This window comes from Microcoleus sp. T3_A4, from assembly GCF_036700465.1.
GTDB lineage: Bacteria > Cyanobacteriota > Cyanobacteriia > Cyanobacteriales > Microcoleaceae > Microcoleus.
The window spans coordinates 91,198-114,427 of sequence record NZ_JAUBOY010000024.1 but is presented as its reverse complement, the minus strand read 5'-3'; the positions used below and the strand labels follow the sequence as shown (position 1 = coordinate 114,427).

The window sequence follows — 23,230 nt, the reverse complement described above, 5'->3', positions numbered from 1 at the left end:
TTTCGGCTCCGAGTTAACAATTTTTCTTAATTTTACATCATCTTGCATTTGTCTCACATTTATTTGAAATTACTATAAGTGTGATGGTGGCGGCAGCAATAATGCTAATCATTATATCTTTAAACAAGATCTACAAAAGTTAGTAGATCAAATCGGAATTGAGCTCAAAATTGCTCATTATCATCCCTATAGCTCTAAATTATAATTCCATTAAACATCGACTCTTCCCTCATATTACCAAACCTGAGCCAGGAGTATTTTTTACAAGTCTAGATTTAGTCAAGAGTCTCATGGAAAAAACTCACACTAACTAACGATGGTCTATCTGTAGTTGTAAATGTGGCAGATAAAATCTATAAAATTGGTCGAGAGGTGACTGATGATTTCAAACTCAATATGAAAATTGCTTTTGATGAATATTTACCCAGATGGAATTCTCGAGCCGTACCTCAACTCAATCATCAATCAAGTTATTAATTTTTTATTTCTTAGCAAAACATGAACGCAACCTGAAAAAAAAGCAGCAAAAACTAGCCCGAAAGGAGAAAAGAAGCAAGTCTAGAAATAAAGCCAGGAAACTGGTTGCTAGGGTTCACGAACGAATTAGCAATGTCCGTCAAGACTACTTACATAAGCTACCCTTGAAAGCTTGTTGACGATCACCAAGTCATCGTAGTCGAAAGTCTCAACACAAAGGGCATGGTTCGTAAGCACAAACTAGAAGAGAGCAATTTCTGATCTAGGTTGGAGGATGTTTGTCAATTTCTTGCAGTACAAACTAGACCGTGAAGGTAAAGTGTTGGTAGAGATTGACCGATGCTTCCTTAGCTCGAAACTCTGTTCAAACTGCCACTATCAGGTGAGTGAAATGCCATTAGATGTTAGGGCATGGACTTGTCCTAGTTGTGGTACCCATCACGATAGAGATGGCAACGCTTCAGCAAATATTAGAGCAGAAGGACTCAGAATGCTATCAGTCTTGGGAAGCAGGACTGCTGAGTAGAGGAGGGGATGTGAGTCCGAGACGGGGACGCAAGTCTAAGTTGACGCAATCCCCGTTGAAGTCAGAAGCTCACGCTGTACCTTTATGTCAGCGCTGGGTAGTTCACGAAAACAGGACGCTCTCCGTTCTATGTGAAAATCATAAAGATCTTGTAAAGACACCGCAAATACTTAGTAATGTTTGACTGTCTGTGGCAATATTTAAGTAGAATTACGTAATCAATAAGTCGGACAGCGGCAGGCTGGCAAATTCAGTAACTCCCTGCTCTGTTGCCGGAGTGGTAAACTTTTGCCAGTCTAGTAGAAAAAGGGTTGCTATGAATCAGCAAATATCAGCTCAATCGCAAAAGCTTTTACTCCAAATTGGCAGAAATATTCGTCGAACATTGGATCTCAATACTATCTGGCAGCAAACAGTTAACAGTCTGGGAGAAACACTAGGCGTCAGCCGCTGTATCCTTTGTCCCTATGAAAGTTCTAGCCTGCAAGTCAAAGTAGCTGCTGAATACTGCCAAGAACCATTTTTACCCATGCTGGGAATGGAAATCTCGCTCACAGCAGCACCTCATTTCCTTCAAGCTCTAGCCACCCTCGAACCGGTGGTAGTAGAGTCCTTTGCAGCCAATGACTCTTTTGGGCCGCAGTCGCTGCTAGTGGTGGCTACCGCTTACCAAGAGCAACCTAACGGCATAATTAGCTTGCATCAGTGCAAAAGTCGATCGTCGGGAAAGGGTAAGACCGATCAACCTTGGACTCAATCCCAGATCGAATTCGCACAAGAACTTGCCGAGCAAGTAGGAAGTGCGATCGCCCTTGCTACCCTCTACCAAGAGCGCACCAAGCGAGTACAAGGACTATCCCAGCTCAAAAAGCAATTTTTGTTGAAGGCGTCCCACGAGCTCCGCACTCCCCTAAATCACATCATCGGCTATCTACAACTAACCATAGACGACCAAGCTGACGATCCCATAGAGGAGAGAGATTTTATCCAAGAAGCTCACCGTTCAGCTATTCATCTTTCTCAGGTAATTTCCAATATCTTAGATTACATTGAGTTAAGTGAAGCTTGCCAAACTCACGCAGAGTTAGCCACTTTCAGGAGTCAGGAAAAATCGGGGCATCAGTAAACCTTCTAGTGGCGTATTTAACAAATCTAATATTTACGTTTCCACAAGTTTTACCAGGAAAAACCGGACACTTTATCGATAGATTCCCTCACTAAATTCGATAGCTGGTTCATCAATTATTTTTAGGGAATTATAGTTTTACACAGTACAGCATAGCAACTACTACACGTAGTAAGCTGTCGAGCATTTAAATTACATATTGTCTGTTCCCCGTTTCCCATTTCCTGTTCCCTTTCACCAAATCCTCACACCCTATTTAAATGCACAACAGCTTAGCGCGGTGTATTTATCATATTATGTCCGCTCGAACGACTCACATCAAATAGGTTATTTGACCGGAAAGGATATTGCAAGCATAAGATTACACTTTTGCACTTTTAATGCTTTTAACTTGTGCTTGATAGAATTACCCGCCGCCCTTTTTTTTCGGAGTTTTTGGAGGGCTGACATAGCGCGCCCAAAAAGGTTCCTCCATATCTTTCATCGCTGCTAGTTTTTGGCGCTCTTCCTCTATGCGCTTGCGTTCTGAAAGATTAGAAAATATGTTGATACTGCCGACAGTCTGGCCGCCCGCATCTCGCACACGTGCGGCCCAAAGCCAAACATCGATCGAACTACCATCTTTTTTCAACAAAGATATTTCCAAACCGTTTTGCGGTTTGCCATTAGACGCAGACTTTAGCAGCGCGTAAAAATCTTGCTTTTGGCCTTCAGGAATATTCGGTAAAGGTTTCCCTAAAACCTCAGCCGCAGTCCAGCCAAAAAGTTGTTCGGCGGCGCGGTTCCAAACAACGGTATTCCCGTCATTGCTGGTACAGTTAATTGCCAGCGGCGCCGATGCTATCTGGGCTTGCAAAACTTGGTTAACGAGTTGCAGTTTCAATTCTACTTGCTTGCGATCGGTAATTTCCTGACAAGCACCCCACAAACGGACAACCCGTTCAGCAGTTTTGTCCCACACCACTTGCCAGTAGTCCCGCACCCAGCGCACCTCGCCTTTTTGATTAATAATGCGATACTCATTAGCTCCAGTGCGGCTGAAAGTACAGCCTTCTAACTGTTTAATTAACATTTCCCTGTCGTCGGGATGAACGAGTTCCGAGTTCCACCAACCAAACGATTCTAATTCTTCAGGAACGCAACCGGTGCAGCGCTCAAAAGCTTCTGTCGCCCACTCGCAGGCGAACTTGCCGTCGGGCTGCCCCTTAAAAGAATAGGCAAAATCCGAAGTAATTTGCGACATAACTCTGTAGTGGAGTTCCGACTCTCGGACTGCAATTTCCGCTTGCTTTCGTTCCCCTATTTCCCGCGAATTAATTATAATTCCCTGCACGCTAGAATCGTAAAGCAAACTGTTACCTATCGACTCCATGTAGATCCAAGAACCGTCAGCATGGCGTTTCCGATATTCAATTGTCCCCCCAATTCCGGGAGCTTCTAACAACTTACCAAAATACGTCTGCCAAGCCAGCAAATCGTCTGGATGGATTAACTCGCCGTGAAATTTGCCAATTCTTTCTTCGGGATTGTAACCCAAAAGCCGCTGTAGAGATCCGCTGTGGTATCGAACTCGTCCGTCGGAGCCAATAATGCTAATTAGATCCGGAGAATTACGCAGCATAGCTTGCAGTTTGGCTTCACTTTTAGTTAATGCTTGATTGTCCCTGCGATGCTGGCTGATTTGTTTTTCCAACTGCTCCCGTAACTGTCTAATTTGCCCTACTTGCTGGGCTACAGTGCGTTCCAATAGGCGATTATTTTTTTCAAGGTCAACCAGCTTTGCGGCGTTATTTGTGGCGCTTTCAAACAAGCGACTGCCTGCCATTTCTTGTAGAGAATTTGATAAATCTTCCAAAATTTTTGTAAAAATTGCCTGTTGGGGGTGTGGCAATTCCCTAGCTTGTTCCTGCAATGTTTCTAAGTGTTTGTAGACAGTTTCTAGCATTTTATTAAGGGGGGAATCTAATAGTTGCCTGCGGGTGCAACCCCTAAAAAGCGGACACAAGTTTTTTCAACATAACCCATAACTAAGACTGGTGTCTGGCGATCGACCAATCGCGCTCTCAATAACCAGGCATTTTGGGACTTTCTCTTCAAATCATAGCAACCGATAGAGAAAGTAAATTCTTGTTGCGCCCTAATTGCCAGCCCAGCCGCACCCCCAAGAAGTGCTCGCCAGGAGTGCGGGTAACTCCCCTACCCAGTGAATGTAGGGCTTCTCGCGGTTAAGCTAAACTAGATGGGTGTCAAGAGAAAGAGGGATTTATGACAGAGCAAGCCAACGCTCGCGATTTGTTTCGCGCTGCTTACGAACACCGCTATACCTGGGATGCCAATTTTCCCGGTTACAGTGCCGATATTGAACTCAAACAGGGCGACGAAGTATATACGGGTCATGTTTCCATCAAACCCGACATGAGCGTGGAAGTCAGTGGCATTGAAGATGAGGAAGTGCAGCAAAGCGTCTACACCCAAATGCGCGATATTGTCACCCACCGCAAACGCTCGACATTTGAAAAATCTCACGGCAAAAATAGCTTCACCCTGGGCGAGAAAGACAGCACCGACGCTGTGGACATCTTGGTGCAAGGCGACTCAATGGGATCGAATTATAAAATCCGAGGTCTCTCAATTTGTCAAGTCAGCCGGGTGATGGGCCGCATGGCTTTCGTAATTGACACGCACAAAAGCTTAGAGACACCCGAAGGTTCTTTGGCCAGCCACTACGATGCCGTTTTCCGCAACCCTCAAACCGACGAAATCATCAAAGAACTCGAATTTGAAGATACCTTTGACAAGATAGGCGACTATTATGTCATGACCAAGCAAGTAGTTCGAGCCAAAGAAAAAGGTCAATTGACAACAACCGAGTTCAACTACTCCAATGTCAAACTGCTAGAACCAGCAGTAGTGTAGCGCGATCAAAAACCCGATTTCTTAAATAAAACGGGTTTTTTTGATTAACGTATCAGAATCAACTTGATTTGGCGGCAAGTAACGCTACGATCGAACGAGAGAGCGAATTCAGATCGAGCATCAGCGTGACAGAAACCGGGTTTACGGCAGCCAGCTCATCTGAGTACGCAAGTCTTTTTTCAAGAAACCCGGTTTCTTAAATCTCGCGCGGTTGAGAATGCTGTCCTTGAGTCAAATCGAACTTTCATCAACTGCAATAAATCATCACAGAGGCGAAATATGACACTAGCACTAACCAGAGATAACGTCGAAACAGTTCTCGATGAAATGCGCCCCTACCTGATATCCGACGGTGGCAACGTCGAACTCGTAGAAATTGACGGCCCCGTGGTACACCTGAGACTGCAAGGAGCTTGTGGCTCTTGTCCGAGTTCTACAATGACTCTGAGAATGGGCATTGAACGTCGCCTGCGCGAGGCTATCCCAGAAATTGCTGAAGTCGAACAGGTAATGTAATTAGTCAGTTGGCAATTGGTAGTTGGCAATTGGTAGTTGGCAGTTGACGGTTGACGGTTGACGGTTGACGGTTGACAGTTGCCAATTACCCGTTGACTGTTGCCAATTACCCAATTTAATTGCCAATTACCAATTACCCAATTTAATTACCAATTACCAATTACCAATTACCAATTACCAATTACCAATTACCAATTACTAAATGCAATGTCTCACCCCCTTTATGTAGCCTTCATTTGGCACCAACACCAACCGCTCTATAAATCCAGAGTATCAGCTAGCGCAGGAGCCGCCCAGTACCGACTGCCTTGGGTGCGCTTGCACGGAGTCAAAGACTACTTGGATTTAGTGCTAATGCTGGCAAAATATCCCAAACTGCATCAAACCGTAAACTTGGTTCCATCCTTGATTTTGCAGATAGAAGACTGCATCGCAGACAAAGCATTAGACCCTTACTTGACGGTGACATTAAAGTCAGCAGAAATTTTAACCCTCCCAGAACAAGAGTTCATTTTAGAACACTTTTTTGACGCCAATTACCACACTCTGATTCAGCCGCACCCCCGCTACGCTCAACTCTACACTCAGCGGCAGGAAAAAGGCATTCAGTGGTGTTTGGAAAACTGGAAATTGCAGGATTTTAGCGACTTGCTGGCTTGGCACAATTTAGCTTGGATTGACCCGCTGTTTTGGGACGACCCCGATATTGCAGGGTGGCTAAAACAAGGACAAAATTTTAGTTTGGTAGACAGAAAAAACATCTACTCAAAACAAAAAGAAATCCTCGCTCGCATCATTCCCCAGCACCGTAAAATGCAAGCTGAGGGACAGTTGGAAGTCTCCACAACCCCCTACACGCACCCGATTTTACCGCTGCTTGCCGACACTAATGGCGGCCGCATAGCTATTCCCAACATGACGCTGCCACAACACCGGTTTCAGTGGGCAGAAGATATTCCCCGACACCTGAGAAAAGCCTGGGAAATGTATGAAGACCGGTTTGATTGCCAACCGCGCGGTTTGTGGCCGTCGGAACAAGCAGTTAGCCCGGAAATTTTGCCCTACATTGCCAAACAAGGCTTTAAATGGATAGTCTCGGACGAAGCAGTATTGGGGTGGACAATTAAACACTTTTTCCACCGCGACGCGACAGGGAATGTCTACGAACCAGAATTCTTATATCGCCCTTACCGTTTAGAAACTCCTGACGGCGATTTAGCCATAGTATTTAGAGACCACAGATTGTCCGACTTGATTGGGTTTACTTACGGTTCGATGGAACCGGAAAAAGCAGCATCAGATTTAGTGGGACACTTAGAAGCGATCGGCAGAACTCTCAAACACCGACAACCCGACGGTCAAACCGCTTTAGAAAATCCCTGGTTAGTGACGATCGCCCTAGACGGCGAAAATTGCTGGGAATTCTATCCCCAAGACGGTAAACCGTTCTTAGAATCCCTCTATCAAACTCTCAGCGACAATCCAGATATCAAATTAGTCACAGTCTCGGAATTTCTCGACAAATTCCCAGCAACCGAAACAATTCCCGCAGCCCAACTGCACACTGGTTCCTGGGTAGACGGTTCCCTCACAACTTGGATCGGCGATCCCGCGAAAAATCGCGCTTGGGACTTGTTAGGGCCTGCGAGACAAATGCTGGCAAACCATCCAGAGGCCACAGAAGAAAACAACCCAGAAGCTTGGGAAGCGCTTTACGCTGCCGAAGGTTCCGACTGGTTCTGGTGGTTTGGCGAAGGCCACACGTCGAACCAAGATGCTATGTTCGACCAGCTATTTCGGGAACACGTAGCGGGAATTTACGAAGCTCTCGGCGAGCCCGTACCCCCAGAAGTGCGACGGCAAGTAGAGGTGCACGAGGTTCAAGGCGACCACCTGCCGCTGAGCTTTATTCACCCGGTGATTGACGGTATCGGCAACGAACAGGATTGGGACAAAGCCGGCCGGATTGAAGTTGGGGGAGCAAGGGGTACGATGCACCGGAGTTCGGCAATTCAGCGCCTTTGGTACGGGGTTGACCACTTGAATTTTTACATTCGTGCCGACTTCAAGGTAGGGGTGCGGCCGGGAATTGATTGCCCGCAGCAGTTAAATTTGTTCTGGTTTTATCCCGATCGCACGATGAACAACAGTCTGATTCCGCTGTTGGGTTTGCCTGACGAAGCACCGCTAAACTATAGATACCACCATCAGTTAGAGATTAATTTGCTGACGAAATCGATTTGGTTTCAGGAAGCAGAAGATGGGGATGAGTGGCAGCCCCGCATTAGCCGCGCCCAAGTGGGAGTGGATAAATGTTTGGAGGTAGCAGTGCCCTGGGCGGATTTGCAGATTATGCCCGACTGGCAGGTGAGGCTGATTGCGGTTTTATCGGAAGGGAGTCGTTACTCTAGCTGTATGCCGTTCGATTCTTTGATTCCGATCGGAATGCCGTAAAAAGTCATTAGTCATTAGTCCTTAGTCATTAGGGTGTAGGGGCGGGTTTCACGAGCAAAGTAGAACTGCTAACCCAAATACATATAAACCCGCCCCCGCCAACAGTCATTCAACAGTCATTAGTCATTAGCCCTTGTTTGAAGGAACAAACAATTAAATAATTATCAATTATTATTGAATAGGGGCTTCTACTCTGGCTGCCTAATGCCTTCATCATTCGGATCGCGTCCGGTCGATCTAGCGCTATAAAACTTGTGGGTAGTGAGGGCTTCAATCCTCATAAAAAATAGGACTTTAGCCCTCACTACTAACGAATACTTAATTTACCGCACATCATATCATTAGGCATGGGCAAATTAACAAACTCATGAGCCGCATTTTACTATTGGTCGATCGCCACCAACAACTTAATTTGCCGATCGCCCACCTCAACACCGAGCATGAGGTGATCGTACTCGATCGCGCTTTAGATCCCAACTCCGAATTTCCCATTCCCCCAATCGCTTTTGACTTGTGCATTCTCGACGAGGCAAATTTCGATCGCATCGGGCCGCTGGTAGAAGCATTAAAAACTGCCGCCGAACCGATATTTTTACCGTTCTTGCTGGTTAGTAAATCCCAAACGCCTGCTCTTGCTGAGCAGCCATTTTCGCAGCAGATCAAACAACTCGAACGCAGAATAGACGAGGTGATAGTAAGTCCTGTCGAACCCACCCAACTGCACTTGCGGGTAGAGAATTTGTTGGCCCGCAGGCGACTGTCGGTAGAACTCCACAGACTTCAAGAAGTAATTAAAGAACGGAATTTTACAGAAAGTTTGTTAAAGGACTCGCTGCAAACGGCAAACGAAAACCTGCAACGGGAAATCGCCAAGCGGGCGGAGGTAGAAACTGCACTGCGAGAAAACTCCTATCTCAACTCGCTGATCAATGCCATGCCAGATATTGTGTGCTTCAAAGATGGCGAGGGCAGGTGGCTGGAGGCAAATCAAGCGATTTTGGAAGTGTTCGACCTAGAAAAAATAGACTACCGCGGTCTCAAAGATTCTCAACTAGGAGAACTCAGCAGTTTTTACCGCGAGGCCCTACAGGCGTGCGAGGTCAGCGATAGAGAAGCGTGGGAAAAAGGCGAGCTTTCTAGGGGAGAAGAAGTGATTCTCCGCTCAAACGGTACTGTGAAAATCTACGACGTGATTAAAGTACCCGTATTTCACCCCGACGGGAGACGCAAAAGTATAGTGATTTTGGGTCGCGACATTACCGAACACAAGCAAACTAGAGACGAACTCGTGCGCTTGGCGTCGATTGTTGAGTCTTCAGACGACGGCATCGTCGGCAAAACCCTCGCGGGGACAATTCAGAGCTGGAACTCAGGAGCAGAGAAGATTTACGGCTACTGTGCTGCGGAAATCAAGGGCCAGTCGATCGAGATTTTAGCCATACCCGAACGACCCAAGGAAATGCCTCAAATATTGGAAAATATTAGGGCGGGAGCCAGCATCGACCATTACGAAACCGTACACTTGCGGAAAGATGGTCAACAGATAGATGTCTCCCTGACGATTTCTCCGATTAAAGACGCCACTGGAGCGGTAACGGGGGTTTCGACAATCTCTCGCGACATCAGCGACAGCAAGCGAGTCGAAAAAGCCTTTGAACAACTCCGTCACCAAACAGAAATGATTTTGTTCTCCGCAGGAGAAGGAATTTGCGGGTTGAACAAAGAGGGAAAAGTAACTTTTGTCAATCCTGCGGCGGTGAGAATGGCTGGGTGTGAATCGAAGCAATTGATTGATCGACCACTCTATGAAAGCTTACACCGTGCACAGGAAGAATGCTCAAGGGCCATCAAGCAACTGTCACCTGCAACAAACATCAATTCAGGCTCTGAACTTGTCCCACACTGCGCCGCACAGCAGGCGGGCAAACTGCTGCCGAACCGGGTAAGTTCTCAAATTTTAGCCACCTTGGAAGACGGAGAGGCGCGGCGCGTCACCGATGAGATTTTTTGGCGGCGAGACGGCAGCAGTTTTCCGGTTGAGTACGTTGTCGCTCCGATGCGAGAAGAAGGCGAAATTATTGGAGCTGTGGTGAATTTTAAAGATATCACGGAGCGGCTTGCCGTCGAGCGCATGAAAGATGAATTTATCTCTGTTGTCAGCCACGAACTGCGGACGCCCATGACCTCAATTCACGGCGCCCTCGGCCTCCTCAACAGCGGTCTGCTGGACGCTTACCCCCAGAAAGCTAAGCGGATGCTGGAGATTGCTGTCACTAATACTGACCGCTTGGTGCGGTTGGTCAACGACATCCTGGATTTAGAGCGGATGGAGTCGAGTTACAGCACTGTCATCAAACAAACTTGCAATGTGGCTGAGCTGATGTTGCAGGCGGCTGACGAGATGCAGGGAATGGCTCAGCAGGCGGGAGTTACTCTGTCGGTGAAGCCTGTGGGGGCGCAATTGCAAGCTGTTCCCGATCGGCTAATTCAAGCCTTGACAAATTTACTCAGTAATGCTATAAAATTTTCTCCCTCCGGCGCTACGGTTTGGCTGAGTGGGGAGTTGACCCACAATCTGGATGTGGCAGAAAAAGCAGCGCACAAGTTGGTGTCGTCTCCGTCTTTGTTATCTCCTGAGCCTGCCGCCGCGCCTCCGCATTTGCCAGTTCCGAGCTCGTGGTACATCGTGATTGCTGTGAAAGACCAAGGGCGGGGTATTCCGCCAGACAAGCTGGAGATGGTTTTTGAACGCTTTCAACAAGTTGATGCTTCTGATTCTCGCCAGAAGGGAGGTACTGGTTTGGGGCTGGCTATTTGTCGCAGTATCGTGCAGCAGCACGGGGGGCGGATGTGGGTGGAGAGCTTTGTGGGGGAGGGCAGCACTTTTTTCTTAAGTCTGCCACTTCTGACGGAGGGGCTGGCAACTGAAAGTTAATTTCTACGCAGGTGTACCCAAAGTTACTGATTTTGTGCAGATTGTTCGATCGAGTCATCGATAAACAATCTCAGCCTTTTCTGCAGTTTGGGGACTGGGGGCAAAAAGCACAATTTGAGGTCGAAAAGCGGCTATTTTTGGGTGGGATATTGTACAGCAACTGCGCCAGACGGTTAGGACGATCTTAGTTGAAACCCTGGCTGTCGATGGCAACTTAGGCCTTCCTTGTTCCTTCTTCCTTCAACATTTGCTATACAGTTTTGAAAATTTACTGTACAGTCCGATCGGGTAAGATAATTTGCTTTACAAAATATTCACATTTCGCCTCTAATCTATGATCAGTTCTCATTCATAAAAAAATGTTAATTTTGACTGCCAAGCGCATCTTGGTTATTGACGATGCGGAAGATATTCGGGAAGTAGCTCAAGTCAGTCTTGAACTGGTGGGGGGCTGGGAAGTCCTAACAGCGAGTTCGGGTCGCGAGGGTGTTGCTAAGGCTCTTGCCGAACAGCCTGATGCTATTCTATTGGACGTGATGATGCCCGACCAAGACGGGCCTACTACTTTTTTACAGTTACAAGCTAATAATGCTACGCAGCACATTCCGGTAATTTTATTAACGGCTAAGGCTCTGGCTGGGGACAGGCGGATGTTCGCGGATTTGGGGGTGGTGAGCGTGATTGCTAAGCCTTTTGAACCGATGTTTTTGGCCGCTCAGGTCGCTGAGGCTTTGGGCTGGGAGCAAGAATAGATCGATCGCGCGCATTGAATTGTGCAGCTTTTCAAGCAGTAGTTTTGCAGGCAAAGAGAGTTAAAAAAACTTGGTTTCTTTGGTATGGTTCATTAGATCCAATCGGGGCGATCGGACAGGATATATGTAGCGACTTAGGCGCCGTACCTTTCGTCCTGTCAGCTTAAGACTAAAAACCTCAGTGGGGTATCAGTTTCAACCCTGTTGGTATTGGGGTGAAGTTGATACCAATTAGGGATGCCTAAATCCCTATGGGTAGTGAGTTCATTTAACCGAATTCGGCCTCAGCCATGAGAACAGTATTCCTACTGATGTATCGGGAAAATATAAGCTAGCAGGATTATTTTACTTTTTGTAACAACTCACTCGTCTTCATAAGTTCTTCAGGTTTTAGTTTTATGTTTAAGCAGAACGTCAGGGATCGCTCCTGACTGTTGGCAGACACATTGGGAGAAGACGACTATGCCCTCAGCTTACATTTTGCTACTAATAGTTTCTCTGGCAGCAGTCTGGGTTTACTGGCAAACCTCTCAAGATATTTTTGTTCTTGTGGCTTGGGCCGGGCTCGGTTGTTTTATTTGGGGTTTCTCTTGGGCTCCTTGGAGCGTTCAGCTTTTGATTGTGGTGTTACTGTTGGGCCTCCAAAAGTGCTACTTGCGCGACACTCAAAGCTGTGAGTGAAAAAGATTTTTTATTTTTGTGCCTGGAATTGAGAAGTGCAGGCATTCGTGAATCTCTCTAATGATTGGGTTATCGCTCCATATCTTCAAAAAAGGTTTAAAATATCATGAATAGTTGCCCTTGTTGCTCCTCTCAATTGCTCCGCCACGCTCGCCACAATCGCGTTTATTGGTTCTGCTCGCACTGCTGGCAGGAAATGCCGGATCTGTCGGAGATGATTTTACGTAGTAACAGCGCCCGCACTCACAAACGCGACGGTTTGGTGAAGGTTGCGAATTTGACTCCTAAATTGAGGATTTTGGATTCCGTAGGAATTGCTTAGTTTGCTGGAGTTAGTCTGGCGATAAATATTGAGACAGAAAAGATTTTTGTTTGTGCCCTCTGTGGGATTTTTGGATAAAAAATGCAAAAGCCCCTTCGGTGTGAAGTGAAGGGGACTTATTAGCGGGGGGGCTTTTGCACTTGTGATGGGGTCGATCGCCTGAATTTCAGCTATTGTATGCAGTTAAGCTGATTACATCAAACCGATTTGAGAGAGAATGCCTTGACCGGTGAGGAATTCGGTAGCTAAGCCGATAACGAAGCCCAACATTGCCAAACGGCCGTTCCAGGTTTCAGCAAACTCAGTGAAGCCAACTTTTGCGTTTTTGTTTTCCATGACCAGAAACCTCGTTTAATTTCAACCTTATGTAACTAAACTTAACACAGCAGTACAAAGTTTGCAACATATTTTTACATTGACTGTTCAAATGCCGGAGATCAGCGGGATGATCCCGCAGGGAGAGGGGCTCGCGGGGGGAGAGATTGACATCGAGCTTCGCTGTCTGCTAGGCTTGAGCGAAATCATTGGGTCATCAAAATTCCAGTGCCAAGCGTGGGCTGCTGTCTCACCTATCGTATATGTATATTTTTTTACATATATGCTTCAATATGGGATTAGTAAATAACATTGCTAAGTATTTATCTAAATATCTATTGCAGTTGTCTATTAATCTCATATAGATGTATACATACTAAGAATATTTACATATACGGTAGATGAGACATCAGCTCACACCTAGCGTCACCTGAAAAGTGTTTGCTTAGTGTGAGTTGTTCTCATTTATGAATTTTCCGACAGCAAATTATCCATATAAGATAAGTAAATTAGAAGTAGCATTAATCCCTACTTTTAAATCTTATTTGTTTGGGAATATTCATCTCTTGCCAATCCCTAAGCAACATTCCTTATGTGCTGGATAACTGATGTTTCAATGCTGTTGTAAACAACAAGCAAAAGGAAACCGAAATGAATCCAAAGCAGAAGCATAACAAGAAGCACAAACTGATCGATGATTATGGTCAGAACTGTTGGTGGTGCGGTAAATGTCTCCCAAAAAATCAACTGACTATCGAACATTTGCGCCCCAAAAGTCGCGGTGGATCTGACTGTATAGAAAACCTACGACTTGCTTGTCTTTCATGCAACCAGTCTCGCGGAAACAGTCTCTACCCTCCCAACTGGGTAAAGGGTAATTGTTTATAGGTAACATCTTAGTTTACAAACCCGGTTTCTTTAAAAAACCGGGTTTTCCGAAAAATTCAGAACCTTTAATGTAGCAACAAGAAAGAAAATTCTGAAAAAACAACACATGGCTATTAGCAATCGCGAACGAGTTGACAGAGCTTTAAACCTCTTATGTCAGGGATTGTATCCTTATCTTAAACAGGAAATGCAGGGAGTTTACAGCAATAGCTGGGAAAAAGAGGCTAAGTCCTGCTTACCTAAGCATAAACCATTGAAACAAAAATCAGCAGAGAGTATTCTGAGTGAAGATGTTGCGATGCTGCTGTTAGTCATGTCAAAGCAGTGGGATAAAGTTTTCAACGAAAAGCTAAATTCTACAGGAAACGGCCTGGTAACTGAACTTATCCAAGTCCGCAACGATTGGGCACACCAAGTCCCATTTTCCACCGCTAACACCTATCGCGCCCTGGATAGTATTGCCCGACTACTAAAAGCTGTCTCCGCACCACAAGCCGATATTAAAGAAGTAGAAAAGCAACAGCAAGAAGTCCTGCAACTCCTGTCTCAAGAACAAACTCGTCAAGAAAATCGCCATTTTTCTGCTGAAGAAGACCGCATTAGAGAAAGATTGAGCGATTTACTAAAACGGCTACCTTTTCAGGAAGCCGATCTGCTAAATCAGGCACTCACTCACCGCTCTTACCTTTACGAAAATCCTAAAGCAGTCAGCAAAGACAACGAGCTATTAGAATTTCTAGGCGATGCCTTGCTGACTTTTCTAAGTGGCCAATATCTCTACCGCCACTACTCAAATAAAAATGAAGGCGATCTAACTCGCCTGCGTTCCTCGTTGGTGGAAGACAAGCAATTGGCAAAGTTTGCTGTCGCCTTGGATATCGGCCAGTGGATGCTGCTAGGCAGGGGTGAAGCAACAAGTGGAGGTACTGCTAAAGAGTCGTTGCTCAGCAATACTTTTGAAGCAATTATCGGCGCATATTTTCTCGATTCTGGCATTGAGGCAGTCCGCGATTTTGTAGAACCGCTATTTACGCCAGTAGTGGAAGAACTTATTTCTTCTGGGCCAGAACCGAACTCTAACATTCTTGGAGACCCAAAAAATCGGTTTCAGGAATGGGTACAGCAGAATATCGGGCCAATTACCCCTCAATACATCACAATCAACGAGGCAGGGCCAGATCACGCTAAAGAATTTACTGTTGAAGTGCGCGTAAATAGTAAGGTGTACGGTCAAGGAAGTGGTCGCAGTAAAAAAGAAGCTGAAAAACGTGCGGCTGAAGACGCACTTAAAAAACTCAGGCTAATATAGAAACGTTTTCCATGCTATTAATTTCCCAGCAAGTCCAGACATCAAAATGTACAAACTTCCAAAATTTAAAGATGAATCGCTCTTGCAACGCGCTTTAACCCACCGTTCCTATGTTAACGAACACCCCGAAGCAGGCGAACATAACGAGCGACTAGAATTCCTCGGCGACGCCCTCCTAGGTTATCTAGTTGGCGAAATCTTGTACAAGCACTATGAAGATTTTAGCGAAGCTCAATTAACTCGCTTGCGTTCTGGATTAGTCGATCAGGATCAGCTAGCCAAGTTTGCTGAGCAACTAGGTATAGGCAAGTTAATGCGCCTGGGAAAAGGGGCAGAACAAGATAAAGGTCGCCAAAATCCCTCTTTGCTTTGCGATACTTTTGAAGCGATTATTGGTGCGTACTATCTCGACTCAACCATTACACCTGTCCGCGCCTTTGTTAAAAAGCTGTTTATTCCAGTTGCTGATAGTATGGTTTACCCTCAGTCCGATGCTGGGCAGAAAAACCTTGTAGACTCTAAAAATCGATTTCAGGAGTGGGCTCTGGCAAAATTCGGTCAAAACCCTGAATATTCAATCATTGATGAGGAAGGCCCGGATCATGCCAAAGAGTTCACTGCTGAAGTGTATGTCAGCGGTAAAATGTACGGTGTTGGCAGGGGTCGTCGCAAACAAGATGCTGAGAAAAATGCGGCAGAAGATGCGCTAGCAAAGCTGAAAAAACCCGGACTGATCTAAACTTGAAAACGCGGGTAAAAACTACTAGCTTTTTTCTGCGATTCGGGCGTTGGCTAAGCCATTGAAGACGATCGCCCGAATTGATTGCCAGAGCGCACAATCGGCTATAATCAAGACTTGTGCAAGTGTTACCGCCGTCGATTGAGGGTTGCAATGACAGAAATTCGTTAACGAGTACCCCAGTGTCGATCGTAATTTTGAGAAATATCAGAGCAATTCATGTCTACTCAAAACCCGACTACCCTAACTGTTGAAGAAGCACAGCAAATCCTCAAAGATTTCACTTGTCTGGATATGCAATCTGTAGCATCGCCGCTGGAAAAACAGGCACTCCGTCAAGCAATTTTGCTGGTAGCAAGTTTGTCGGATTATCAAATGTTGGGAGTGTGCGCTTCTTCTACGGATGAGGGTTTTTTAGCTTTAGAATCTTATTTGAAAGCTTTGGGATATCAAGCTGTTTTAGATCCCAATGCTGTCTCGACCTTTGCTGGTTCGGTTTATATTAAGTTCAATACTTTGAAGGGTTCGTATTATGTTGACGGCTATCCCGGAACTTACCGGGGCGTTTTGATTTCGTGTCAATCTGCCTCAGAAGATGGAGTTACTGGCACTTACGGTCATTTACCTCTCGATTTATTTATTGATTAATTGGGCATTGGGCATTGGGCATTGGAACCAAAAACTAACAAATAACAACTGTCAACAGTCAACTGTCACCAGTCAACTGTCAACAGTCAACTTACCCATTACCAATTAACCCTTGCCAACGATCAATTCTGGTTCTTGTTCCGGTGCGATTCCTTCAGGAGGCAATCCCAAAATATCGCTGTACAAGTTGACGTATTTCCGGGCCGAAATATCCCAGCTAAAATCTTCTCTCATGCCACGCTGTTGCAGTTCTCTCCACTTATCTTTGTAGCGGAAACCTTCCCAAGTTCTAATCATGCAGGTGAACAAATCGAGGGGTTCGTAGCGATCGAAACAGTAACCGGTACCAGTATTGTCGATCGGGTTGTTGTGGGAAACGGTATCGACTAAACCGCCGGTGCGGCGAACCATTGGCACGCACCCGTAGCGGAGGGCGAGCATTTGACTGATGCCGCAGGGCTCGAAACGGCTGGGCATCAGGAAGCTGTCGCAGCCTGCGTAAACGCGCCGGGAGAGGGCCTCGTTATAAAGTAGTTGGGTGGACATCCGACCGGGATAGCGGGCTGTCATTTGCCAGAGTTGGGTTTCGTAGTAGCGATCGCCCGTTCCGAGTACAATAAATTGAGCGTCCGTATAGGCCATGAACAGATCGAGCATTTGAATTATCAAATCCAATCCCTTCTGTTCTACCAGCCGCGTCACCATGCCAATCAAAAAGGCATTTTTATTTACTTCCAAGCCGACTTCTTCTTGCAGCGCAATTTTATTAGCGGGGCGCTTTTCAATAGTATCAACACTAAATTGTTGATGGAGGTACTTGTCAGTTGCTGGGTTGTAAGATTCTGTATCAATTCCGTTCAAAATGCCCGATACTTTACCGCCGAGGTAAGACAGCAAACCTTCCAAAGTTTCCCCATAAGCTGGGGTTTTGATTTGCTCCGCGTAAGTCGGTGAAACTGTATTTACTCGATCGGCAAACTGTACTGCGGCAGCCATTGTATTGTGACCTTGCATATACCAAGGACACCAAGTCATCTGCTCCAAACGCCAGCGCCACGGCCCTTGATAAGCTAAATTGTGAATAGTAAAAACCGTGCTGATATCGGGGTCTTGGCTCATCCAAACAGGTATCATCCCCGTATGCCAGTCGTGACAGTGAATAATTTGGGGCTTCCAGTGATTCCAGGCAAATTCAGCCGCAGCATTGGCAAAGAAAGTGAACCTCCAATCTTCATCTAAACCGCCGTAAACGCGGCGCGGCAAGAAAGATGGATGTTGCATTAAGTATAAAGGTACATCGGTTCCCGGCAAAACAGTTTCAAACACCGAGAAGCTTTGGAACATGGCAGACCCATCCCAAACAGGTTTTTTGGGAACGTCCATTTTGTCGGGGACGAAACCGTAGTAGGGCATGAAGATGCGGACATCGTGGCCCATGCGCCGCAGAAATTTCGGCAAAGCGCCGACGACATCGCCCATACCGCCGACTTTGGCGAGGGGTGATGCTTCGGCGGATACAAATAAAATACGCATTATTTTTTTGTGTTCCTTGAGATTGTTAGTCTAGAGTGAAATACCTAGCACTGACCTTCGGTCCGCGTGTAGGCTTCGTGTATCATCTGCCGTTGCTCTGTTAGGTATCTCATTACTGAGATTCGTCACTGAAGACGATCCGAGTCTGACACTGCATCTCTAGCTTTGCAGCCTTTATCCCTTCGTAGGGAACCCACGCAGAAGTCCTGTTTCCCAAGACCAAAAACTGTTTTCGTACAACAAACATGGTTTATATTTTACGGTAGGGCATTACCTTGCCAACCAGCGGTCTGTTTTTTCCCCCTTTCTCTCGCAGTTATCCTTGGTAAGCATACTACTGCTACTGTGACCTGTTGTTTGCAGTGGAGTGGGTGGGTCGCAACCACTTATATCTTACAAGTTTTTTTGCTAGAGAAACAGTAAATTGTCGCTCTTTTTCATCTACCTTGCTTGGCTTATATCCCAACGCCCAATTGAGTACAATTACAGCGTGGGACTTACGCCAATTGAGTTAAGGAAATAGCGATCGCCTTTTCCATCCCCTCTGATAAAAAGGGCGATCGCCCGAATCACATATTACGGAAACTCCCGACTAATTCTGAGAATTGTCCTCAAAAGTCTCCTCAAATCCCGCTAGAAAATCATCCAAAGCTTCCGAGGCTATCGCCAAATTAATACTGTCGGCATCTTCCAATCCCCAGGTATTCACACCAACCACTTGACCAGCCATATTAATCAACGGGCCGCCAGAATTTCCCGGATTAATCGCCGCATCAGTTTGCAACACCTTCACCTCAGCAACATCATCTTCATCGTCGCCTTCCTCATATTCCTCTGGTTCGCGAATTGCACTCACAATACCTTGAGTTACAGTTGAAGCAAACTGCCCTAAAGGATTGCCCACAGCAATTACTCTATCTCCCACTTTCACATCAAAAGACAACTCTAGGGGAGGATATTCTTGGGGAGAGTCCACTTGTTCCCCTGTGTTCGGGTCGAAGGTAAAATCGCTAATTAAGAGTAATGCTAAATCTTCTTCAGCATTACCAGTAAACACCACCTCGGCCAATCTCAATTTTCCGTCGTGAGTTTCGACTAAAACCTGTTCGATTTCATCTTCTTCATAGAAGTAATCTTGATCGGCAATATCCTCTACAACGTGATAGTTCGTGACAATTATGTCCGGCGATACAAAGAACCCGCTTCCTGAAGAAATCTCTTCTTCTGTATCCCAATCCATGACGTAAATTGAAACTAAGGACGGCAAGACTTGCTCGACTACATCCGAAAAACTTCCGGCTTGAGTTTTGAACTCTTTCAATTGCTTCTGCAAAGCTTGTTGGTCTGCTTGCATTTTGCTATATAGTTGCTGAACCTTTTTCAATTCCAGCTTTAATTGAATTTCTCTAGCGCTCATATTGGGCCTTTACCTGAAATAAATTGCTGATTAATTTTGGATGTGTGGTTGTAGATTTTGGATGGGGATGTTAAGAATTATAGGACTTACGAAAAAAAACCGGTTTTTACCATAAATCTTGGGCTATACAGCGAGACTTACATCAGAAACCGGGTTGCTTAACACCCGTGCGGAGCGTCCTAAATTAGTCAGATATTTTTGAAATCTATCGCACAAGTCCTACCTAAAATCCCATCAAAAATCTACAATCAGACTGCTACTCTACCTGTGAAAGCCAAAGCAAACCGCCTGTTATTTTTATTTTACAAAAGGCGATATATTGCGTCTCAAAGCATTTACAAAGAGATGCGGATCGGTTTTATGAACCACGTTGAACTTCGACAAATATTTCCTCCAAAATTGCACTAGCACCCTGTTGGCGCAGTCGGTGAGCGAGGTCAATTCCCAGCATCTCAGCAGTATCGGCGGCGCCGGAAACAGTATCTTTGACGAATCGCTGGCCGTCGAGACTCGATACCATTCCGGTTAAGGTTAATTGACCGTTTTCTATTTTGGTATTGACGCCGATCGGCACTTGACAGCCGCCTTCTAATTCCCGCAGAAATGCGCGTTCAGCATAACATCTTTGGGCGGTTTCCGAGTGTTCGAGAGCTTTAATCACTGCCATAATTTCGGTGTCTCCGGCGCGGCATTCGATGCCCAAAGCACCTTGTCCGACGGCGTGAAGGGAGATTTCAGCAGGGATAATTTGGTGGATGCGATCGCCCATTCCCAATCTTTCGAGGCCGGCAACTGCTAAAATAATCGCGTCGTAACCGCCCTCATCTAATTTAGCGAGTCTAGTATTGAGATTGCCGCGAATATCTTTAAATTCAAAATGAGGGAAATGATGCCGAAGTTGAGCCAGCCGCCGCAGGGAAGAAGTGCCAATTACTGAACCTTCTGGGAGGGTGTCAAGTTGCTTGTCTTTGTGCTTGGAGTGAACTACCAGGGCGTCAGCGGGATTTTCCCGTTCGGTGACGCATCCTAAAATTAAACCTTCGGGCAAATTGGTAGGCAAATCTTTGAGGGAATGAACGGCAAAGTCCGTTTCATTGTTAATCATCCCCGTTTCTAATTCTTTGGTGAAAAGTCCTTTATCGCCAATTTTAGCGAGGGCGACATCAAGAATTATGTCCCCTTGGGTGGACATGGTGTGGACTTCAAAAGTGTGTTGCGGGAAGTGTTTCTGTAGCTGTTCTTGCACCCAGTGGGTTTGCACGAGAGCGAGTTGGCTTTTGCGGGAACCGATGCGAACGGTTCGGGAAGGGGCAGATGTGGTTGGGGACATAAGATCGATCGGAGGATAGCTTGAAATCAGCCAATATATTCACCTGATCTAGCGTACCGCAGGTGGGGACTTTAATTGCTGGTTGGGATAATTCGGGCGATCAAATAGAAATACCAGATTTTGACCGCCTGTTTGAACAAAGGATGCAACGGCAGGCAAGCTCCAAACCTTTACATAATAAGCCCTTGCCAATCTAAAATCTAAAATCGTATGACTGCCAGTAGCAGTGAGTCTTGATGATGTTTCCCCTCCAGCAGTGGGCGTCGCTGGCACGGGGGCGATCGACATTCCGAAGCAAAGGCTGCCGGCGATGTACGATTTACCTAGGGTCGAGCCGGATGAACCTGGTTGACATGAGGAGTTAGCTTAGCTGCAGCGAGAAAGAATTAGCTCAAAGGTTGCGAGATTTGGGGAGAGAAATGTAGTTGTGAGGGGAAAAGGTCGATCGTATTTATTTTTACCAGCTTCCTTGACAAAAGGGCGATTCCCTAACCTTGGGGAACGCCTGCGGGAAGATAGCTTCGCTGGCGCGTACCTTTTCCATTTCTAACCAAAATTTAACGCTGTCCTGCTTGAAGTGCAGAATTTGCTATCTGGACAACTTCTTGCTGCCGTGCGTTTTTCCTTGTGACTCGGTACAGAACCCCCAGCCTTTGCCACTCAACAAAAGCAGTGCAGTAAGCACCGCAATTATTGAAATAAATCCCCCTGAATCCGCCCGCCAATTCAACGCTTCTGTAAGTATCCTGCGGCAATCGCGAAGGAGGCGAAAACGGTTCATTTCTTTTAGCTTCGATTGTGCCGAAATAACAAGCTCCCGCACGGCATCCTTTGCCTAAATACATTCCCACAATGTAACCGTTGGCACCGGCTTGCACATCAAAATCAAGTTGCTGAATGTCAGATAAAGGAAGTCTACTCGGAAGAAAAACAGGCACTCGCGTTTTGCCTTTGATTTGTCTGAAGATGTTACTCGCAGGAAAACGACTGTTAGCCTGTTTTGCACCTGAGTTATCGGGGAGTGAGGGAAACTTTTGCACAAACTCCCTCCACTGCACAACTCTATTTTTAGCAATGTTGAGAGTGGGAATCGAGTATTTTTCTAGCGCAAAAGAAGGGCGACCGTTGTTCAGGTTGAAGTTGCGGCGAATCACTGTAATTTCGGGTTTTCCTAAGCCGTAAGCGGTTGCTATGGAACGGGCGAGATTGCAGGTAATTTTGAAGCGTCCCATCTCAATACTGCCATTTTCTGCTTGATAAGACCAATTGTAACCCTCAGAAGCCCGATCGCGATCGCACAGAAAATGAGAAATCTCAAACATCTTGGCAATATGAACATCGTACAACCGCAACTTGCGCGGGCCGACAGATTTTGCAGTGTTGCGATCGGGTACAATAAATTGTATCGGTTGCCAGCTATCTTCAGGGGAAAAATTAAACCAGCGGATTTCTGTAATCGGGAGTTCAGTCCTTGCTAACGCTGAGTTTGGTGTCAAAGGTGCGATGGTAAAAGCAGTCACCACACAAGCAAAAATCGCCGCAAATAGCCATCTTCTCCTCATCCTGATTTCCCCCTAAGTAGGTCAGCGCAAAAAAACCATAGCATCTTGTAAGAGGCGAGTGCGAGTTAAGATATATCATACAATAACGGTCAGGTACGCACGGAGCACCCTACAGATAGAAGTTGTGCGTCCCCGACTACAAAACTTAACGCTTCCGAGCTAGAATAGCTGAATTTGCTATTAAAATTAAATCAGATTCTCGTCCGTTCTTAAGGGCTACGGTATACATAAAACCCTGACTTTTCCACTCAAGAGTTGCTGTGCAGTAAGCCCCGCAACCATTGTGAAAAACTCCTTTCACTCGGTCAGCCAGTTGAACATTTTTTAAAGTCTTGGTTACCCCTTCTACTTTGGTCGAAAACTCACCGCCTTTCTGACCTCGAATTTCCCCAAAAGTGCAAGCTCCCGCACCTCGGCAATCTGCTGTATACTCCATAGAAATAGTATAGCTGTCCGTTGTCGCTTGGCTTTGATAGTAAAGCTTCTGCGAGATAGGAAGCCGGCTGGGGAGGAAAATTGGTACTTGTGTTTTGCCTTTTAACTTTTGCAAGATTTGACTTACCGGAACAACAGTACCCGCTACAGCAACAGATTGGGTTTCCCGCGGTCGCTGCGACAATTCGCACGCACCAAAAACTCCCGGTACAGGTACTAAAACAGTCAATACACACGTAGAAGTCGCCAAAAGTAATAATTTATTGTTCATTATTTTTTTCCTTACTGTCGAAATAGTCCTGTTTTTTTGTGAAGCGCATTCACCTATTTACAACCATACTCCAAAATA

General features: G+C 45.9%; 25 protein-coding genes. 17 read left to right on the top strand and 8 right to left on the bottom strand.

From position 1 onward, the window contains the following. The first annotated feature begins 115 nt into the window (after positions 1-115). The 5 genes from QUA07_RS30065 to QUA07_RS15380 all read left to right on the top strand — a co-directional run bounded on the left by QUA07_RS30065 (position 116) and on the right by QUA07_RS15380 (position 2,129). Positions 116-205, top strand: coding sequence for a hypothetical protein (locus QUA07_RS30065; protein WP_333384499.1), 90 nt, complete (start codon positions 116-118; stop codon positions 203-205). Positions 206-339: 134 nt separating this feature from the next. Next, on the top strand, positions 340-477 hold the full coding sequence (locus tag QUA07_RS30060; protein WP_445242793.1) for a hypothetical protein: 138 nt from the start codon (positions 340-342) through the stop codon (positions 475-477). After that, entirely contained in the window at positions 429-656 is a 228-nt protein-coding gene (locus tag QUA07_RS30055; protein ID WP_445242794.1) for a transposase, read from the top strand. The genes QUA07_RS30060 and QUA07_RS30055 overlap by 49 nt, the downstream gene beginning before the upstream one ends. Before the next feature lie 95 nt (positions 657-751). Further along, complete coding sequence (locus tag QUA07_RS30050) at positions 752-1,003, top strand: zinc ribbon domain-containing protein (protein WP_445242795.1); 252 nt, start codon at positions 752-754, stop codon at positions 1,001-1,003. 316 nt (positions 1,004-1,319) lie between these two features. Next, complete coding sequence (locus QUA07_RS15380) at positions 1,320-2,129, top strand: GAF domain-containing protein (RefSeq protein ID WP_333326499.1); 810 nt, start codon at positions 1,320-1,322, stop codon at positions 2,127-2,129. A gap of 406 nt (positions 2,130-2,535) precedes the next feature. On the opposite strand, the gene QUA07_RS15375 is transcribed toward QUA07_RS15380, so the two are convergent. Continuing rightward, positions 2,536-4,074 (bottom strand): PAS domain S-box protein, encoded by a 1,539-nt coding sequence (locus QUA07_RS15375; RefSeq protein WP_333326496.1) that lies wholly within the window; start codon positions 4,072-4,074, stop codon positions 2,536-2,538. A gap of 320 nt (positions 4,075-4,394) precedes the next feature. Between QUA07_RS15375 and QUA07_RS15370 the strand changes: the two genes are divergently transcribed. Continuing rightward, the gene (locus tag QUA07_RS15370) at positions 4,395-5,045 is read left to right on the top strand and encodes a DUF3386 domain-containing protein (RefSeq protein ID WP_333167621.1); all 651 of its coding nucleotides are present in this window, start codon (positions 4,395-4,397) and stop codon (positions 5,043-5,045) included. A 279-nt stretch (positions 5,046-5,324) separates the two neighbouring features. Next, positions 5,325-5,561 carry a NifU family protein gene (locus tag QUA07_RS15365; RefSeq protein WP_006632519.1) on the top strand — a complete coding sequence of 79 codons (237 nt, stop codon included), beginning with the start codon at positions 5,325-5,327 and terminating at the stop codon, positions 5,559-5,561. Here QUA07_RS15365 and QUA07_RS15360 read toward each other — a convergent pair whose 3' ends face one another. Continuing rightward, positions 5,562-5,687, bottom strand: coding sequence for a hypothetical protein (locus QUA07_RS15360; protein ID WP_333326494.1), 126 nt, complete (start codon positions 5,685-5,687; stop codon positions 5,562-5,564). Between the two features lie 81 nt (positions 5,688-5,768). On the opposite strand from QUA07_RS15360, the gene QUA07_RS15355 reads away from it, so the two are divergent. The 5 genes from QUA07_RS15355 to QUA07_RS15335 all read left to right on the top strand — a co-directional run bounded on the left by QUA07_RS15355 (position 5,769) and on the right by QUA07_RS15335 (position 12,705). Further along, positions 5,769-8,015 (top strand): glycoside hydrolase, encoded by a 2,247-nt coding sequence (locus tag QUA07_RS15355; RefSeq protein ID WP_333326492.1) that lies wholly within the window; start codon positions 5,769-5,771, stop codon positions 8,013-8,015. Between the two features lie 367 nt (positions 8,016-8,382). After that, positions 8,383-10,950 (top strand): PAS domain S-box protein, encoded by a 2,568-nt coding sequence (locus QUA07_RS15350; RefSeq protein ID WP_333326490.1) that lies wholly within the window; start codon positions 8,383-8,385, stop codon positions 10,948-10,950. Positions 10,951-11,309: 359 nt separating this feature from the next. Then, positions 11,310-11,702, top strand: coding sequence for a response regulator (locus tag QUA07_RS15345; protein ID WP_242715629.1), 393 nt, complete (start codon positions 11,310-11,312; stop codon positions 11,700-11,702). A gap of 462 nt (positions 11,703-12,164) precedes the next feature. Further along, complete coding sequence (locus QUA07_RS15340; protein WP_333326488.1) at positions 12,165-12,383, top strand: hypothetical protein; 219 nt, start codon at positions 12,165-12,167, stop codon at positions 12,381-12,383. Positions 12,384-12,489: 106 nt separating this feature from the next. Then, positions 12,490-12,705 carry a hypothetical protein gene (locus QUA07_RS15335; protein ID WP_333082212.1) on the top strand — a complete coding sequence of 72 codons (216 nt, stop codon included), beginning with the start codon at positions 12,490-12,492 and terminating at the stop codon, positions 12,703-12,705. A 192-nt stretch (positions 12,706-12,897) separates the two neighbouring features. Here the strand turns inward: QUA07_RS15335 and QUA07_RS15330 are convergent, their stop codons facing one another. After that, a complete protein-coding gene (locus tag QUA07_RS15330; protein WP_333082210.1) occupies positions 12,898-13,041 on the bottom strand; it encodes a chlorophyll a/b-binding protein in 144 nt (47 codons plus the stop codon). A 630-nt stretch (positions 13,042-13,671) separates the two neighbouring features. Here QUA07_RS15330 and QUA07_RS15325 point away from each other — a divergent pair. From QUA07_RS15325 to QUA07_RS15310, 4 genes are all read left to right on the top strand, one after another. Continuing rightward, positions 13,672-13,908: an HNH endonuclease gene (locus QUA07_RS15325; RefSeq protein WP_333167612.1), complete on the top strand. Its 237-nt coding sequence runs from the start codon at positions 13,672-13,674 to the stop codon at positions 13,906-13,908. Between the two features lie 106 nt (positions 13,909-14,014). Next, positions 14,015-15,217 (top strand): ribonuclease III, encoded by a 1,203-nt coding sequence (gene rnc, locus QUA07_RS15320; protein ID WP_333326486.1) that lies wholly within the window; start codon positions 14,015-14,017, stop codon positions 15,215-15,217. 46 nt (positions 15,218-15,263) lie between these two features. Next, on the top strand, positions 15,264-15,956 hold the full coding sequence (gene rnc, locus QUA07_RS15315; RefSeq protein ID WP_333326484.1) for a ribonuclease III: 693 nt from the start codon (positions 15,264-15,266) through the stop codon (positions 15,954-15,956). 219 nt (positions 15,957-16,175) lie between these two features. Beyond that, positions 16,176-16,604 (top strand): DUF1824 family protein, encoded by a 429-nt coding sequence (locus QUA07_RS15310; RefSeq protein ID WP_333326482.1) that lies wholly within the window; start codon positions 16,176-16,178, stop codon positions 16,602-16,604. Positions 16,605-16,709: 105 nt separating this feature from the next. Here the strand turns inward: QUA07_RS15310 and glgA are convergent, their stop codons facing one another. The 3 genes from glgA to hemC all read right to left on the bottom strand — a co-directional run bounded on the left by glgA (position 16,710) and on the right by hemC (position 20,884). Then, complete coding sequence (gene glgA / locus QUA07_RS15305) at positions 16,710-18,137, bottom strand: glycogen synthase GlgA (protein ID WP_333326480.1); 1,428 nt, start codon at positions 18,135-18,137, stop codon at positions 16,710-16,712. Positions 18,138-18,729: 592 nt separating this feature from the next. Then, complete coding sequence (locus tag QUA07_RS15300; protein ID WP_333326478.1) at positions 18,730-19,554, bottom strand: S1C family serine protease; 825 nt, start codon at positions 19,552-19,554, stop codon at positions 18,730-18,732. A gap of 358 nt (positions 19,555-19,912) precedes the next feature. Continuing rightward, positions 19,913-20,884, bottom strand: a complete 972-nt coding sequence (hemC, locus tag QUA07_RS15295) for a hydroxymethylbilane synthase (protein ID WP_333326476.1) — start codon at positions 20,882-20,884, stop codon at positions 19,913-19,915. Between the two features lie 226 nt (positions 20,885-21,110). Between hemC and QUA07_RS15290 the strand changes: the two genes are divergently transcribed. Then, the gene (locus tag QUA07_RS15290) at positions 21,111-21,236 is read left to right on the top strand and encodes a hypothetical protein (RefSeq protein ID WP_333326474.1); all 126 of its coding nucleotides are present in this window, start codon (positions 21,111-21,113) and stop codon (positions 21,234-21,236) included. Positions 21,237-21,441: 205 nt separating this feature from the next. Here the strand turns inward: QUA07_RS15290 and QUA07_RS15285 are convergent, their stop codons facing one another. Together QUA07_RS15285 and QUA07_RS15280 are read right to left on the bottom strand one after the other, a co-directional pair. After that, positions 21,442-22,446, bottom strand: a complete 1,005-nt coding sequence (locus tag QUA07_RS15285) for a hypothetical protein (RefSeq protein WP_333326472.1) — start codon at positions 22,444-22,446, stop codon at positions 21,442-21,444. 145 nt (positions 22,447-22,591) lie between these two features. Further along, positions 22,592-23,152: a hypothetical protein gene (locus QUA07_RS15280; protein WP_333326470.1), complete on the bottom strand. Its 561-nt coding sequence runs from the start codon at positions 23,150-23,152 to the stop codon at positions 22,592-22,594. Between the last annotated feature and the right edge of the window lie 78 nt (positions 23,153-23,230).

Bases quoted from the DNA above. Each gene is read 5' to 3' on its own strand.
- QUA07_RS30055 (WP_445242794.1), top strand. From the start codon at position 429: ATGGAATTCTCGAGCCGTACCTCAACTCAATCATCAATCAAGTTATTA.
- QUA07_RS30050 (WP_445242795.1), top strand. From the start codon at position 752: ATGTTTGTCAATTTCTTGCAGTACAAACTAGACCGTGAAGGTAAAGTG.
- QUA07_RS15380 (WP_333326499.1), top strand. From the start codon at position 1,320: ATGAATCAGCAAATATCAGCTCAATCGCAAAAGCTTTTACTCCAAATT.
- QUA07_RS15375 (WP_333326496.1), bottom strand. From the start codon at position 4,074: ATGCTAGAAACTGTCTACAAACACTTAGAAACATTGCAGGAACAAGCT.
- QUA07_RS15370 (WP_333167621.1), top strand. From the start codon at position 4,395: ATGACAGAGCAAGCCAACGCTCGCGATTTGTTTCGCGCTGCTTACGAA.
- QUA07_RS15365 (WP_006632519.1), top strand. From the start codon at position 5,325: ATGACACTAGCACTAACCAGAGATAACGTCGAAACAGTTCTCGATGAA.
- QUA07_RS15355 (WP_333326492.1), top strand. From the start codon at position 5,769: ATGTCTCACCCCCTTTATGTAGCCTTCATTTGGCACCAACACCAACCG.
- QUA07_RS15350 (WP_333326490.1), top strand. From the start codon at position 8,383: ATGAGCCGCATTTTACTATTGGTCGATCGCCACCAACAACTTAATTTG.
- QUA07_RS15345 (WP_242715629.1), top strand. From the start codon at position 11,310: ATGTTAATTTTGACTGCCAAGCGCATCTTGGTTATTGACGATGCGGAA.
- QUA07_RS15340 (WP_333326488.1), top strand. From the start codon at position 12,165: ATGCCCTCAGCTTACATTTTGCTACTAATAGTTTCTCTGGCAGCAGTC.
- QUA07_RS15335 (WP_333082212.1), top strand. From the start codon at position 12,490: ATGAATAGTTGCCCTTGTTGCTCCTCTCAATTGCTCCGCCACGCTCGC.
- QUA07_RS15330 (WP_333082210.1), bottom strand. From the start codon at position 13,041: ATGGAAAACAAAAACGCAAAAGTTGGCTTCACTGAGTTTGCTGAAACC.
- QUA07_RS15325 (WP_333167612.1), top strand. From the start codon at position 13,672: ATGAATCCAAAGCAGAAGCATAACAAGAAGCACAAACTGATCGATGAT.
- rnc (WP_333326486.1), top strand. From the start codon at position 14,015: ATGGCTATTAGCAATCGCGAACGAGTTGACAGAGCTTTAAACCTCTTA.
- rnc (WP_333326484.1), top strand. From the start codon at position 15,264: ATGTACAAACTTCCAAAATTTAAAGATGAATCGCTCTTGCAACGCGCT.
- QUA07_RS15310 (WP_333326482.1), top strand. From the start codon at position 16,176: ATGTCTACTCAAAACCCGACTACCCTAACTGTTGAAGAAGCACAGCAA.
- glgA (WP_333326480.1), bottom strand. From the start codon at position 18,137: ATGCGTATTTTATTTGTATCCGCCGAAGCATCACCCCTCGCCAAAGTC.
- QUA07_RS15300 (WP_333326478.1), bottom strand. From the start codon at position 19,554: ATGAGCGCTAGAGAAATTCAATTAAAGCTGGAATTGAAAAAGGTTCAG.
- hemC (WP_333326476.1), bottom strand. From the start codon at position 20,884: ATGTCCCCAACCACATCTGCCCCTTCCCGAACCGTTCGCATCGGTTCC.
- QUA07_RS15285 (WP_333326472.1), bottom strand. From the start codon at position 22,446: ATGAGGAGAAGATGGCTATTTGCGGCGATTTTTGCTTGTGTGGTGACT.
- QUA07_RS15280 (WP_333326470.1), bottom strand. From the start codon at position 23,152: ATGAACAATAAATTATTACTTTTGGCGACTTCTACGTGTGTATTGACT.